Origin of the sequence: Vibrio sp. MarTm2 (assembly GCF_027587055.1) — a bacterium.
GTDB lineage: Bacteria > Pseudomonadota > Gammaproteobacteria > Enterobacterales > Vibrionaceae > Vibrio > Vibrio sinaloensis_D.
This window is the reverse complement of sequence record NZ_JAPPTK010000004.1, coordinates 55,733-70,594: the sequence shown is the minus strand read 5'-3', so window position 1 is coordinate 70,594 and position 14,862 is coordinate 55,733. Positions and strand designations below refer to the sequence as shown.

12 protein-coding genes and 2 tRNA genes are annotated in these 14,862 nt (G+C 46.3%); 5 read left to right on the top strand and 9 right to left on the bottom strand.

Going from position 1 to position 14,862, the window contains the following annotated elements; translation table 11 throughout:
* Positions 1 to 20: 20 nt before the first annotated feature.
* From OH458_RS10690 to OH458_RS10665, 6 genes are all read right to left on the bottom strand, one after another.
* On the bottom strand, positions 21 to 686 hold the full coding sequence (locus OH458_RS10690) for an HNH endonuclease (RefSeq protein WP_269978322.1): 666 nt from the start codon (positions 684 to 686) through the stop codon (positions 21 to 23).
* Between the two features lie 4 nt (positions 687 to 690).
* A complete protein-coding gene (locus OH458_RS10685; RefSeq protein WP_269978321.1) occupies positions 691 to 1,935 on the bottom strand; it encodes an AAA family ATPase in 1,245 nt (414 codons plus the stop codon).
* A gap of 763 nt (positions 1,936 to 2,698) precedes the next feature.
* Complete coding sequence (locus OH458_RS10680) at positions 2,699 to 4,027, bottom strand: tyrosine-type recombinase/integrase (protein WP_269978320.1); 1,329 nt, start codon at positions 4,025 to 4,027, stop codon at positions 2,699 to 2,701.
* 87 nt (positions 4,028 to 4,114) lie between these two features.
* Positions 4,115 to 4,189: transfer RNA gene (locus OH458_RS10675), tRNA-Gly, on the bottom strand.
* A gap of 23 nt (positions 4,190 to 4,212) precedes the next feature.
* A tRNA-Gly gene (locus OH458_RS10670) sits at positions 4,213 to 4,287 on the bottom strand.
* A 194-nt stretch (positions 4,288 to 4,481) separates the two neighbouring features.
* Positions 4,482 to 5,021 carry a DUF3332 domain-containing protein gene (locus tag OH458_RS10665; protein ID WP_269978319.1) on the bottom strand — a complete coding sequence of 180 codons (540 nt, stop codon included), beginning with the start codon at positions 5,019 to 5,021 and terminating at the stop codon, positions 4,482 to 4,484.
* Between the two features lie 555 nt (positions 5,022 to 5,576).
* On the opposite strand from OH458_RS10665, the gene OH458_RS10660 reads away from it, so the two are divergent.
* From OH458_RS10660 to OH458_RS10645, 4 genes are all read left to right on the top strand, one after another.
* Positions 5,577 to 7,127: an alanine/glycine:cation symporter family protein gene (locus OH458_RS10660; RefSeq protein WP_269978318.1), complete on the top strand. Its 1,551-nt coding sequence runs from the start codon at positions 5,577 to 5,579 to the stop codon at positions 7,125 to 7,127.
* Positions 7,128 to 7,568: 441 nt separating this feature from the next.
* Entirely contained in the window at positions 7,569 to 8,660 is a 1,092-nt protein-coding gene (gene pdhA, locus OH458_RS10655) for a pyruvate dehydrogenase (acetyl-transferring) E1 component subunit alpha (RefSeq protein WP_269978317.1), read from the top strand.
* Entirely contained in the window at positions 8,653 to 9,636 is a 984-nt protein-coding gene (locus OH458_RS10650; RefSeq protein ID WP_269978316.1) for an alpha-ketoacid dehydrogenase subunit beta, read from the top strand. Before pdhA ends, OH458_RS10650 begins: the two co-directional genes overlap by 8 nt.
* Positions 9,633 to 10,763 carry a dihydrolipoamide acetyltransferase family protein gene (locus OH458_RS10645; protein ID WP_269978315.1) on the top strand — a complete coding sequence of 377 codons (1,131 nt, stop codon included), beginning with the start codon at positions 9,633 to 9,635 and terminating at the stop codon, positions 10,761 to 10,763. The genes OH458_RS10650 and OH458_RS10645 overlap by 4 nt, the downstream gene beginning before the upstream one ends.
* Before the next feature lie 120 nt (positions 10,764 to 10,883).
* Here OH458_RS10645 and OH458_RS10640 read toward each other — a convergent pair whose 3' ends face one another.
* The 3 genes from OH458_RS10640 to OH458_RS10630 are packed head-to-tail and all read right to left on the bottom strand — an operon-like array spanning position 10,884 to position 13,049.
* Positions 10,884 to 11,318 (bottom strand): methyl-accepting chemotaxis protein, encoded by a 435-nt coding sequence (locus tag OH458_RS10640; protein ID WP_443088509.1) that lies wholly within the window; start codon positions 11,316 to 11,318, stop codon positions 10,884 to 10,886.
* 8 nt (positions 11,319 to 11,326) lie between these two features.
* Positions 11,327 to 12,286, bottom strand: coding sequence for an electron transfer flavoprotein subunit alpha/FixB family protein (locus OH458_RS10635; RefSeq protein ID WP_269978314.1), 960 nt, complete (start codon positions 12,284 to 12,286; stop codon positions 11,327 to 11,329).
* 10 nt (positions 12,287 to 12,296) lie between these two features.
* Positions 12,297 to 13,049, bottom strand: coding sequence for an electron transfer flavoprotein subunit beta/FixA family protein (locus OH458_RS10630; protein WP_269978313.1), 753 nt, complete (start codon positions 13,047 to 13,049; stop codon positions 12,297 to 12,299).
* A gap of 152 nt (positions 13,050 to 13,201) precedes the next feature.
* Here OH458_RS10630 and OH458_RS10625 point away from each other — a divergent pair, with 152 nt between their 5' ends.
* A complete protein-coding gene (locus OH458_RS10625) occupies positions 13,202 to 14,860 on the top strand; it encodes an electron transfer flavoprotein-ubiquinone oxidoreductase (RefSeq protein WP_269978312.1) in 1,659 nt (552 codons plus the stop codon).
* The last annotated feature ends 2 nt before the right edge of the window (positions 14,861 to 14,862 follow it).

The following is a 14,862-nucleotide window of genomic DNA, read 5'->3' as shown; positions in this document are numbered from 1 at the left end:
AAAACTGACATCGAATCCTATCAAACTATACCTATACAATCATGCAGCATCGGCCCTAGCTCTTCATCTTCCATAATGCACCAACTTATAAATGCGCTGTATGGAGAAGAAGGTTTTAGGAGGAGTTTGATTCGCTCAACGGATCTATCTTTTTCATCAGGTAAAGCTAGTGGATCATAATAATTGTTCAACTGTGTTAACAATAAGTTGTATTGATCAAACACTTTGCGTCTGAGGGATGAAGCCGTAACTGCCTTATTAGGCGTGTGCTCACTATTAAAGACTCGGTTTAGAAGTTCTGCTGTTAATTTAGTCTTATCATCATCACTTTGAGCTTCAATTTGGAGCTTTCTAGCAAATGGGGTTAATGGTGGCTTATGTTTTATCGCACGAACGACATCGGTATCAGGGTCACAACAGTCCAAAAGGTCATCATACTTAGCAAGCTTAATGTTATTACACCGACCACAAGATAAGTACAAATTATTCCAATCGTACTTTAAACCCTCATCACCCTCATGTGGTACAAAGTGTTCGACATTGATTTCTAATGGAGCACTAGTTTCACAAATATAACACTTCTTATGAAACACCTTTTTTAAGGCGTCCCAAACATCTTCTGAGTCATATTTTCTTTTTCCAGCCAGTGAAGTAGGAGCTGGTTCATTTCTAACTGCATTGAACATGCTACTACCTCTTTGCTTTGTTGATCGCTAATTTTGCTGAATTAACAAAGTAAAGTGATTCAGAATCTAATGAATCTTCATCCGGTGGTAACTTATCTAAAAGTGACTGGACCTCTTCGACATCAATCGTGGGCTTGTCTAATAGCTTGGCTAGAGCTTCAATATTTTGTTGAAGTAAGCTAGAAATTGGAAGTACTCCGAATAAGCCTTCAAGTACGGATTCGTAAGAGTACATTGATAGATCTTCGACCTGCTCTCGTTTTGATAGATCGTAAATCACTGCATCATCAATCGATGAGACAACAAACGGAGAATGAGTTGATACGATGAACTGAACTCTCGGAAATGCCTGAGTAAGAAATGATAAGATTTTCTTTTGCAATGAAACATGAAGGTGAGCATCAATTTCATCAATCAATACCACCCCAGTTAGCTCTTCGGGGTCTATTGAGCGTAGAGATACCTTAGTAATTAGATCTGCATACACAGCCATAATCGACGAGAAACCAGAAGATAATGTTTGGAAAGTGTACGGTTCTTTGTGTGGTTGATGGATCTCGAAAGAGAACGAGTCGGATTTAAAAACTAGCTCAAGATCTCTATCTTCAAAAAGGTTTCGTAAATCGGTCTCTAGCTTAGTAAACCACTTATCAATCCGTGCCGCTTCTGCAGGGTCGTTGTTGATTTTTTCTGACTCGGAAAAAGCCTGATTCGCTTTATTCGTGACTAAGAACTGTTCAAATAATGATGAGGTACTGGCTTTCCTATTTACTTGTTGAACTGCCTGTTTGTCTTGATCTCTTAAGCTACTAATGCTCGAAACCGAAGACGGCTTAACAATTTCAGATTTTCTCATCGCTTCAAACTCAATTAAAAGAGCTTTTAGCTCTTGATAGTTCACAATGAACTCTTCAAGGTTACTAGTTTCTAATGAGGGATACTTTGTATCTTCAAGCTGTCGACTATATATCTCAACTTGTTGCGTGTAGTGCTTATAGTGTTGATGAGCTGGACCGATGCGACTAAGGTGATCTTGATTGGATTTCAAGTTCCTTTCAACGTCAGCTAAATTGTAATTTTGACGGTCGATAACTGAAACTTTCAGCTTTTCATAAATTAACTTCAGCAACTGTGTCTTACCGCAACCGTTACCACCCGTTAAGATCAGTGTTTTACCATTGACGTCTATATTTACTTCTTTATCAGAGTAAGGAATCTTCGTTTTAATTTTAGTTAGATAGCCTGACATATCTTTCCCTCAAGTGATACTAATTTGATTGTATAGCATTGAGTTGACAAATATTATAGTGGTAAGGCCCAATTCAACGAAAAAGTTCGTTCCTAAGCCTCTTGAGCCTTATTATGGGCAGTTTTATCTAAAATGGTTAGAGCTGAATAATATACAAAAGTATGTCCAACCACCGGTTGGCCAAATTATTCTTATGAAGGTTTACTTTACCCAAACTCACTTTGGGGCACTTTCAAGGTAGAGAGTGCCCGCTGTAAATTGTTTATGACAAAAGTCGTTTTGTTGTATAGCTCAGACTAGTTACTCAAGTAGCCTAGTTCTCGATCAGGCATGCGTTCAACCACAGTAGAGTCTCTGTGGCGACTTTCGTTGAGAATTAACTCTTCTATCTCTTTCACTATTCTGAAAGCTAGTTGAGACGCGTTGATACTGACTTCTTCGCTTGGCTTAACTGAGGAAATATAAGTTTTTATAACTGACTCTGATCTCAAATGTGCGCGGCATCTACGAGATACCAGAGCGGCAAACTTGCTCTCGTTTATTAATGCTTCTCCATCTAGGATACCTAGCTCTAAATAAACAGCGAAAACTTTACTGATTACTGCACACTCGAGTTTAGATGCGCTCTGATGATGCGCTATCAAGTAAGGGCGTAGGTACTGATTAAACGCCTCTTGCTCACTCTGCATAATAAATGATTCATATTCTCTAGTTGTATTATCCATAGATTTATTTAAAGAATAGAAAGTTTGAGACAAACACTTCAAGGCCGACTGTGAACTTGTTTGGTAATTGGAACAAAACCAAAGTCGATCTCATCTATCAAGCTCTTTAGCCTCAACAATGATAAGCGTTTTCCATATCTTCCATATGTCATGCTTTGCTTTGCATGACCAACGATCTCACTTACCTCATTTTCAGGCAAACCTATAGCCTGAGCAGAATCAACAAACGTATGACGCAAACCGTGCAACGTAGGTCGTTGAGCACCTGTTAACCCAATAGCTTTTAATACCTTAGTAAAACGCTTACCAAACTGCTCTGACCAACACATGGTTTTGCCATACGGCCGAATATCAAACAACTTATCCTTACGAGCTCCGTAACGATGGTTCACATAACTCAAGAAACCCATATTGAGCAATTCTTTGTGTAACGGTATATGGCGAATGGACGCTTTGGTTTTAACAGTCTTGCCTTCATCTTCGTTCACGCTAATGCACCAAACACCTTCTCGTTCTTGAACATCTTCGGTACGCAACTGACAGATCTCGCTCACTCGTGCACCAGTGAACAATAGCAGGTACGGGATCCAATAGTCTTCAAGCTTCTTCTGATAGTTTACTGTTGAATCATTTGTTCCGATTACACCAGCAAAGTTGTCATGTGAGAATAGCTTCACTAGCTCTTCCCTACTCCACCTTCTGCGCTGTTCACTAGGAAGCCTGACATCCTTTTTGACCCTAACATTTTCAAAGGGATTAACAGTCGCGTACTCCATTGTAATCATCCAGCTATAAAACTGCCGAATCGCTGCGAGATAGTCCCGTACAGTCTTCGCGGATAGCCCTCGACCATAAAGGCTTTTGAGAAATGCCCTAGCGTGGCGAGGGGTCACAGTATCAGGGCTAACAGTTTGGTTCTCGAAAAAGTTATTGATTCTCGAGCTAAGCAGATCAATGTTTTTGGGCTTAACACCTTCAAGCTGCTTGCATTCAACAAACTCACTTAATAACACTGAAACTGAAGGGCCTACATTAGAGGTAATTGAACTCGGTTCCATAGATGCTGGCTGTGTCGTATAAGTCAGGCTAGGTGCCAATTCAGTAGATTCCACAAAACCGTTTTTTACTATGGCACTGATCGTCTCTTTGAATGCCGAGACGAAATCTCTAACGCTTGCATCAGGGATTGTCCCACCGACCAATGAACGCGCAGACTGAAGAATAACTAAAGATCGATCTATAGCAATGGAACGTACCTTGGTACGTAAAGAAAAACGCACTTCTTTAGGGTAGCCAGACTTAACCCATTGAGTGGGAAAATAAAAACGAGAATAGTAGGTACAATTACGATTTCGAAAAATGTACATCGTGACACCTTGTCGTATCAGTGCCTATTAGTATTTTCTAATGTTGGATGTAAATAATTGAATTTATTGGAGAATATCGAATGATATTGGAGCGTACTGCGGGAATCGAACCCGCATCATCAGCTTGGAAGGCTGAGGTAATAGCCATTATACGAAGTACGCATAGAAATGATGTTGCGATGTCTTGGAGCGTGCAGCGGGAATCGAACCCGCATCATCAGCTTGGAAGGCTGAGGTAATAGCCATTATACGATGCACGCATCATCGTGAAGACCGTTTCAATATGCCACAGATAACTGAAAAGAAAAGTCTTTTTTGATGTATTTGGTTTGACTGGTGATTTGATCACCACTTCGGTCTATATTTGACGTCACTCTGCTGATTTTGTTTTCACTGACAAGTTCTCAGCCAATTGAGTGAGCACCTTCCACAAGGCGGAAGGTGCCAACGTGAATTAGATGTTCGCTGCTGCGATGTACTGATTCAACTCTTCGTTCGATACTGTAGTCACATGTTGGTCATTTAGGTAAAACGCAACGCTGTCGCTTGCCTTTTCACCGCGAAGGACTTGAGTCGTACCATCGATGTATGAGATGTCCATCTGCATGGTATTTTCATCGATTTGATGCATAGTCGCTTTTTCGATGTCGCCATTGTTCGCCAGCGGTACTGTGGTCAGCGAGCTATCGAGTTGATCATTGACCTTGATGTAGTTTTTTGTCGGCATATCCACTACCGCAGGAGACTTACCGGTAATTGGGTTTTTGCCCGTCCAGAACTCAACTGCGTTAAAAATAAATAAGTCTGCTGCGCCAGCGATACCGTAAACAGGTGAAAGAAGTAGGAACATGCCTTCACGACCGTAACGGTTATCAACCACTTCTAGGTTGAATTTAGATACCATACCCGTGATGCCCATTTGCCCCATACAACCCGTTAGTGAGGTTAATCCAAGGCCCGCAACAACCGCCATTTTAATAGCATTCGATTTCATAATGTTTACCCTTAATTAAGATGGCGCGCATCCTACTCCTCAATCATTTATAATCAATCTCCCTCACTCCACATTTGACAGAAACTTAACTGTGTTAAGACTCTGTTTTTAGTAGCTTATTTTGCAACCGACCCAGACAAAATCGCTCATTCATCCGAGAAATCGAACTCATCATTAAAATATCACCCAATATGCATCAGATAACACATTTGTTATATACAAATCACTAATAAATGCGCCAAAAAACTGGCTGTTATCTGGTTAAATTATAAACAGATAGTTTTATCAACCATGCAAATGTTAAAAATAATGCATCACTACACCGGTTTGCAATTGGTCCATATCTCTACATAAACACATAAAACCAGTTAAAAAGTTTAAAATTGCCGATCATTGTTAGTAAAAATCAGAACTGTTTTCTAAGTCATGTTTTCCGACAAAGATGTTGCGAACTAATAGATAAAATGAATAATAGCAGTTGTTATACATATGTAACAAAACACAACATCATATAAATATTATTCATATAAACTTTAATGCACAGGCAGGAAAAGCATGACAAAGCGTATCTCGCTTGCCCTTTTGGCGAGCACATTTGCAGGTAGCGCTGCGGCTTCCAACTTGGATGACAAGATCAACGAAGTAGTAGCACCCATCGTCAACCCATTTGTAGGAATGATCTTCTCGACCATTCCTTTCCCTTTTACTGACGTACAGGTGCCGTGGATCGTTCTTTGGTTGGTTGTAGCAGCTCTTTTCTTCACGTTTTACCTTGGCTTCATCAATGTTCGCGGCTTCAAGCACGCGGTACAGTTGGTGTCTGGTAAATTCTCTGATCCAAAAGCAAAAGAAGATGGTGAAGTATCCCATTTTCAAGCTCTAACAACGGCATTATCGGGCACCGTTGGTCTAGGTAACATCGCAGGTGTTGCGGTCGCAGTCTCTATTGGTGGCGCAGGTGCAACATTCTGGATGATACTTGCCGGCCTACTTGGTATGTCCAGTAAGTTTGTAGAGTGTGCTCTTGGTGTTAAATACCGAAACACAAACCCTGATGGCTCCGTTTCAGGTGGTCCAATGTACTACCTGAGCAAAGGTCTAGCTAAACGTGGCAATGCGGCGTTTGGTCGTACTCTTGCAGTGCTGTTCTCTGTGTTCGCTATCGGTGGTTCTCTTGGTGGCGGTAACATGTTCCAAGCTAACCAAGCGTTCAAACAGGTTGTAGGCGTAACGGGTGGCGACGCTTCATTCTTCGCAGACAAAGGCTGGTTGTTCGGTCTGATCCTTGCGGTTATCGTTGGTATCGTTATTATCGGTGGTATCAAATCTATCGCGAAAGTGACTGAGAAAGTTGTTCCATTTATGGCGACGATCTACGTTGGTGCAGCGCTGGTTATCCTACTGATTAACTTTGATAAGATTGATGACGCATTTGGCGCAATCTTCCACGGTGCATTCACTGGTGAAGGTATTGCGGGTGGTGTTATCGGCGTGCTTATCCAAGGCTTTAAACGTGCAGCGTTCTCGAACGAAGCGGGTGTCGGTTCTGCGGCGATTGCTCACTCAGCAGTGAAAACAAAAGAGCCAATGTCTGAAGGTTTTGTCTCTCTACTGGAACCTTTCATCGACACGGTTGTTATCTGTACCATGACCGCATTGGTTATCATCATTACCGGTTACCTTGATACTGACCACGGTCTTGCAGGCGTTGAGCTAACTTCAGCGGCATTTGGTAGCGCAATTAGCTGGTTCCCATACGTTCTTGCCATTGCGGTTGTTCTGTTCGCCTTCTCTACTATGATCTCTTGGTCATACTACGGTCTAAAAGCGTGGACTTACCTATTCGGTGAGAGCAAAACAGCAGAGCTTATCTTCAAGGTAAAATTCTGTGTATTTGTTGTTATCGGTGCGGCAATGAACCTAGGTCCTGTTATCGACTTCTCAGATGCAATGATCTTCGCGATGGCGCTGGTGAACATTGTTGGTCTATACATCTTGGTTCCTGAAGTGAAACGTGATCTCGCGGATTACCTAGAGCGTTTCAACGCGGGCAAAGTGTACAAAGTACAACAGAAGCAAAACTTAACTGAGCAGCCAGAGTCTTAATGGCAAGCTCTTAGCAAAACAGCAGGTCTTGGCCTGCTGTTTTTGTTTTGACGAGTTTGATTTTATTTACTGGCAATACTTTCGATTACAGGCAATAACTCTATATCTATTGAACCCAAAACCCTCAAACTGGCACTTCCTGCTGACAAATCACTTAATGTAAATCGTGATTTACTCTCTCCCTCAAGACAAAATTAAGCACAATTTAACATATTGGTTACACTTACCTTAAACCGTAGATACCAATATTCATTGCTAGATTGTTGTGTATTGGCAGTTGAAAAGTATGTGGTGAGAATCATCTTTGGTAATTTGTTTCAAATGAGACCTCCACGACTCACTCAAAGGTATCTACCTTGACTAGAGCCGAAACATGGCGTTAGTCAGCTATGCGTTTGATTTGGTGCGATCCACCGGACAAAGGCGATGAAGGAGATTCCGATGAACGTACAAGCTTTACCCATGCTGCGATTTATCGACCATTTGGGTGAATCTGTCAATCAACTACCAAGCTGGGCAGATTCCGCAACCCTAACGCAGTACTACAAAGACATGGTAATGTCGCGAACCTACGACAACAAAGCCGTCGCACTCCAGCGCACTGGCAAACTGGGCACCTACCCCTCTCACTTAGGCGCCGAAGCGTATGGCGTTGCTATCGGCCATGCTATGCACCCAAACGACGTGTTTATCCCCTACTACCGAGATATGCCAGCGATGTGGGTGCGCGGCGTGCCGATGGAAAAAAATTTGCAGTATTGGGGCGGTGATGAACGAGGCAGTGATTTCAACGCCAAAGATGGAACACCTAGTGCAGATTTGCCTTTCTGTGTTCCGATTGCCACTCAATGTACCCATGCCGTTGGCGTCGCTTCCGCGCTGAAAATCGAAGGCAATCACCGAGTTGCTCTTGTCACCTGTGGTGATGGCGCAACCTCCAAAGGCGATTTTTTAGAGTCCATCAACTGCGCTGGAGCATGGAATCTACCCTTGGTTTTTGTCGTCAACAATAACCAATGGGCCATTTCCGTCCCTCGTCAACTCCAGTGTGCGGCGGATTTTCTTGCCGAAAAAGCTAAGGGCGCAGGTATTGAGGGCATCACCGTTGACGGCAACGACATTGTCGCTATGCATGATGCCGTACTTACCGCCTTAGACCGAGCAAGAAAAGGCAAAGGCCCGACTCTGATTGAAGCGATCAGTTATCGCCTTAGCGATCATACCACCGCCGATGATGCGACTCGCTATCGCAGCGACGACGAGCTTAAACAAGCGTGGCAATATGAACCCATTTCGCGCCTTAAACAACACCTCTCCCAAACGGGCGCATGGGATGAAAGCCAAGATGAGTCGTGGCTCAAAGCATGCAAAGAGACCGTTGAGCAAGCCGTTGCCAACTACTTGGGCATTGTCCCCGAGGCGCCAGAAAGCGCGTTTGATTTCCTTTATGAAACCGCCCCTGTCGAACTCAATGAGCAGCGAGACGCTTTGATCAACAAAGCAATGCGAATGCAAGGAGGTCATCATGGCTGAAATGACTCTCGTTGAAGCGGTTAACCTCGCCCTTCACCACGAAATGGAAAAAGATGCCAACGTGATTGTGCTTGGCGAGGATGTCGGTGATAACGGCGGCGTATTTCGCGCAACCGTAGGCTTAAAAGAGAAGTTCGGCTTACGACGCGTGATCGACTCCCCTTTAGCAGAAGCGTTGATAGGTGGCGTAGCCGTGGGAATGGCAACCCAAGGTTTGCGCCCTGTTGCTGAGTTCCAGTTCCAAGGATTTGTTTTTCCTGCTATGGAACACTTAATGTGCCACGCAGCCCGAATGCGCAACCGAACTCGGGGCCGACTCACCTGCCCTGCGGTCTTCCGTGCTCCCTTTGGCGGTGGGATTCATGCGCCAGAGCATCACTCTGAAAGTATCGAAGCCTTGTTCGCTCACATTCCGGGCTTCAAAGTTGTGATTCCTTCTTCTCCCCAGCGTGCTTACGGTTTGTTGCTCGCCTCCATCCGCAGCAACGATCCGATTCTCTTTTTTGAACCCAAACGCATCTATCGAACCGTCAAGTCAGAGGTGGTCGACAGCGGCGAAGCGCTCCCGCTCGACACGTGCTTTACGTTAAGAAAAGGGCGCGATATCACACTTGTAACGTGGGGCGCGTGCGTTGTTGAGTCGTTGCAAGCGGCCGAAACTCTATCCAAACAAGGGGTTGAGGTTGAAGTCATCGATCTGGCAAGCATCAAACCACTCGATATGGACACCATATTAAAGTCACTGGAAAAAACTGGACGGCTGCTCGTGGTACATGAAGCGAGTCGAAGCGGCGGCGTTGGCGCAGAGATCATTACTCGGGTGGCGGAAAAAGCGTTGTGTATTCTCAAAGCACCACCAAAACGGGTCACAGGGATGGATACCATCATGCCCTATTACCGAAATGAAGATTACTTCATGATTCAAGAGCAAGACATTGTCTTAGCAGCCAGAGAGCTAGTGGAGGGCTGGAAATGAAACGCTTCTTACTACCCGATTTAGGCGAAGGATTAGCCGAATCAGAAATTATCGAATGGCATGTCAACGAAGGCGATCATGTCGAGTTAGATCAAACCGTATTAACAGTGGAAACAGCCAAAGCGGTTGTCGAAGTTCCTGCGCCTTATAGCGGCACGATCATCAAGCGATACGGGAACGAAGGCGATGTCGTCAACATTGGCGCGCTGTTGTTGGAAATTGAAGAGGGCGAAGCCGCTGTGTCGGTTGCCTCAACTCAAACGGCAGACGCAGCAACGGTTGTTGGCAATGTCTCTCAAGCCGCTCATCACGTTGCCGTGGACAGTTTTTGGGTCGGGAATGACAGCAACCACAATGATTCATCACCCGTGATCGCCATGCCCTCGGCGCGCTTATTGGCGAAAAAACTCGGCGTGAATATTGATAACATTGAAGGGACTGGGGATAAAGGCTTGATCACCGACGATGATATCTATCATGAGGCAGGAAGGCAGCAGCCCGGTACCGAAGTGCTCAAAGGGGCGCGTCGCACTATGGTCTCAACCATGACGGAATCCCACCACAATGTTGCTTCTGTCACCATCACTGAGGAAGCCAATCTAATCAATTGGCCAGAAGGCGAAGACATCTCATCTCGGTTGATTCAAGCTGTGGTCTACGCATGCCAGAAAGAACCCGCTTTGAATGCCTGGTTTGATGCCGATACCATGACGCGCTGCGTGCACAGTACCGTCAACATTGGAATCGCTGTCGATAGTGCTCACGGTTTATACGTTCCGGTACTTCGTCACGCTGATACGCAGAATCCGGAGCAAGTCCGTCAATGGCTCAATGAAACTGTCAAAGGCATTCGAGAGCGAAAAATAGGCAGAGAGCAACTGCAACACGCCACTATAACCTTGTCAAATTTTGGCGCCATCGCGGGTATTTACGCTACGCCCGTCGTTTCGCCTCCGCAAGTCGCTATTGTTGGCGCTGGCCGAATCATCGACAAACTCACTCTGGTTAACAACCAGCCTGTGATGACTAAAGCAATGCCACTTTCTATCACCTTCGACCATAGAGCCTGTACCGGAGGTGAGGCCGCGCGCTTTACCAAAAAGCTGGTGGAACATCTCGAGAAATAGCACTGCAACCCAAAAAACGCCGAATCAAAATTCGGCGTTTTGCTAACGGTTAGATCTTGAAGTTGCCCACCAAGCCATCGAGTTGTTTGGAAAGCTGCATGAGATGTTCGCTGCTGGCGTTCAATTGTTCAGCGACCTGACGGTTTCCCCCGTAAACTGATTGATTTCTTCAACGTTGCGATTAATTTCGCCAACCACGCTGGATTGCTCTTCGGTTGCCGTCGCCACTTGAATATTTTGATCACTGATATGAGTGATGTGCTGCTCTATCTGGTGCAATGATTCGTTCGCTTCAGCCGCACTGGTGACCACAAGTAAGCTTTGATCTCGACCATTTACCATTGCGCTCACCGCACGATTGGACTCACCCTGCAAGCGGTCAAGCACCCCTTGAATTTCCTCAGTCGAGTCCGCCGACAAGCTGGCTAACTTGCGTACTTCATCCGCTACAACAGCAAATCCTCGACCTTGCTCACCCGCGCTGCCAACAACTTGCGAACCTGATTGCGCTTGGCTTGTCGCTTCTTTGGCAACTTCGGCGGCTTGCGATGGCAAGCGCTCTGTTAGTGAGCCAGTAAATTGTTGAGTTTGGGCAATATTTCAAATAGATCGCCGACCAAACCGTAATCCGCCACCTCGAAAATCGGCGCATCTGGGTCACTGTTGATTGCAACCACCACCTTCGACGCCTTCATGCCTGCAACATGCTGAATCGCCCCTGAGATTCCCACCGCGATATAGAGTTCCGGCGCTACAATCTTACCAGTTTGACCCACTTGCAGATCGTTGGACACATAACCCGCATCGACTGCGGCCCTTGATGCGCCAATCGCAGCATGTAAGCTATCCGCAAGGGATTCGACTAGGGCAAAGTTTTCTTTGCTGCCAACGCCTCGACCGCCGGACACAACCACAGTGGCTGACGTCAGATCCGGTCGAGCACTCTCTGTTCGTTGCTGCCCCACCAGCTCTGTGTTGATCGCGGGCTGGCTCACCTCGATAGAGACAATTTCACCGCTTGGTTGAACGCCAAGTGACACCTTATCAAACGCCGATTCACGCACCGTGATCACCACTTTGTCATCCTGAGAGGTCACTTTGGCCAGCGCATTGCCGGCGTAAATGGGGCGTATCACTGTTCTAGCTGATTCAATGGCAATCACATCAGACAACTGCCCGACATCAAGCAGCGCGGCGACACGCGGTGACAAATCTTTGCCAAATGAGCTTGCCGGCATCAATAAATGAGAATAAGGCTCCGCCACTTTGGCAACAATGGGTGCGAAACACTCGGCGAGTGGTGTACCTAGCGCTGGGTGAGCCGCAGCCAAAACTTTATCGACCTGTTCAATGCCCGCTAATGACTCACCAAGTGACGTGTGGTTTTCACCCAGCAACAGCACATCCACGCCAGAGCCTGAGATATGCTTTGCGACTTGACGCGCGGCTTCAATGGCCGCGAGCGTGCCAGAAGAGATAGACTGACCATCATGTTCAGCTACAACCAAAATTCGTTCACTCATGGTGCTCTCCTTACTCGATCACTTTGGCTTCGTTGCGCAGTTTGTCGACCAGTTCCTCTACGGAGCTCACCATCACACCCGCCTGCTTAACTGGTGGTGCCATCACAGCTTCGATGGTTTGTGTAGGTTGATAGCTAACGCCTAAGGCCTCAAGGCTAAGCACCTCCATTGGCTTACGCTTGGCTTTCATAATATTGGGCAGTGACGCATACCTTGGTTCATTTAGGCGCAAATCGGTGCTCACAATCGCGGGTAACGTAAGCCTAAGCTGCTCTAATCCTCCATCGACTTCTCGTTCGACATCCACGTAATCACCGTCGATATTCAACTTGGAAGCAAAGGTCGCTTGTGGACGTTGTGACAAAGCCGCTAACATTTGCGCGACTTGATTATTGTCAGTATCGATAGATTGTTTGCCGAGTAACACCAGGGCTGGCTGCTCTTTACTCATCAGCGCGTTGAGTATTTTTGCAACGCCAAGTGGCTGACATGTGTTATCAACCTGAACATGAATGGCTCTGTCTGCGCCCAATGCTAAGGCTGAGCGCAACTGCTCTTGGCACGCCTCATCCCCCAGCGACACCACGATTACCTCACTGGCGTGTCCAGCTTCTTTGAGTCGTATCGCTTCCTCGACGGCAATTTCGCAAAATGGATTGATGGTCCTTTTTACATTTGTGTCTTCAACACCGCTTCCATCGGCTTTTACCCGAACTTTGGTGTAGGGGTCGATAACTCGTTTTATGGCGACTAGTACTTTCATATACCCTCCGGCCAAGTGCGTTAATTTGAAGCTTAGTAAAGTTTACGTTTACGTCAACTGTAACTATATTTACTCCAAGCTGCCGAATTTTAAGCAACCCTGTTGGTCTTCGAGCGGCTTGTTGTCATGAAACCAAGTAAAGGTGAAATGCGATGGAAAGAGAGAGTATGGACTTTGATGTCGTCATCGTCGGCGCTGGCCCTGCGGGGTTATCAGCGGCGTGTCGGCTGGCTCAATTGTCTCAAGAACACGAGCATCCGCTTTCCATCTGCGTTGTCGAGAAAGCTCCCGAAATTGGCGCGCACATCCTCTCCGGCGCAGTATTTGAAACCACCGCACTTGATGAACTATTACCCAATTGGCGACAAATGGAGGCGCCGCTCTCAACGCCAGTCACGCAAGAGCACTTGGTTTATCTGACCACCGAGAACAACCATCTATCGATTCCAGAATTTCTTACGCCCGACGCGATGAAAAATGGCCCAGAGAACAGGGTCATGAGCCTGAGTAAACTGTGTCGCTGGCTTGCTGATCACGCTCAGACTCTTGGCGTCGAAATCTTTCCTGGTTTTCCGGCTAAAGAGGTGTGCTTTGATGCTCAGGGACAAGTGACAGGAATCATTACCGCCGACATGGGGTTAGATAAATCAGGGGCAGCCAAAAACACGTTCCAACCCGGAGTTGTGCTTAACGCCAAGCAAACCATATTTGCGGAGGGGGCTCGAGGTCACCTTGGAAAGCAGCTCCTGACTCATTATTCGCTTGATAAGGACTGCCAACCTCAACACTACGCTGTGGGCATTAAAGAAGTGTGGCAACTACCCAATGGCGACCCGCGTTACCAACCTGGTCTTGTGCTCCATTCGATTGGTTGGCCGCTCAGCGAGAGCGACACCACTGGTGGCGGGTTTCTCTATCATCTAGAAGATAATTTGGTTGCCGTTGGCTTAATTACAGACCTCAACTATAAAAACCCTTACCTCAGCCCATTTGATGAGTTTCAGCGCCTTAAGCACCATCCGCAATTTTGCCAGTACCTTGAGGGGGCCGAGCGCATCGCATACGGTGCCCGTGCGATCGCAAAGGGTGGATTGCTTTCATTACCCAAACAACAATTCGCCGGCGGGTTACTGATTGGGTGTGACGCGGGTACACTCAATCCAGCGAAAATCAAAGGCTGCCACTGCGCGATGAAGTCTGGAATGTTGGCTGCAGAGGCCATATTCAGTGCACTGCAAAATAGTCAAATCGAAGCCGATTACCACAGCTTATTTCGTGACTCTTGGCTTTACCAAGAACTTGAACAATCGCGTAACTTTGCGGGAATGGTGCACAAGTTTGGCCCTATATTGGGCGGTGCTCTCTCCTTATTCGAACAGCAACTTTGGCAACGAATGACAGGTGGAACAAGCCAATGGAATGTAAGCGATCCACTCGCAGATCATGCCCAGCTGTTAGCCAAAACCAAGTTTCAACCCATCGACTACCCCGCGCCAGATGGCATCATCAGCTTTGATAAGACCTCTTCGGTGTACCTATCATCCACCTTTCACGAAGAGAATCAGCCTTGCCATCTGCACATTGGCGACCAGCTCATTCCGATTAAGCTGCATCTGCCCATGTTTGATGAGCCTAGCCAACGCTACTGCCCAGCTGGGGTGTATGAAATTATTGAAGTGGAGGGGCAAAGTCAGCTTCAAATTAACGCGAGTAACTGTTTGCACTGTAAAACCTGCGACATCAAAGATCCGTCTCAGAATATTACGTGGGAGCCGCCAGAAGGTGGCGGCCCCAATTACTCCATCATGTAACG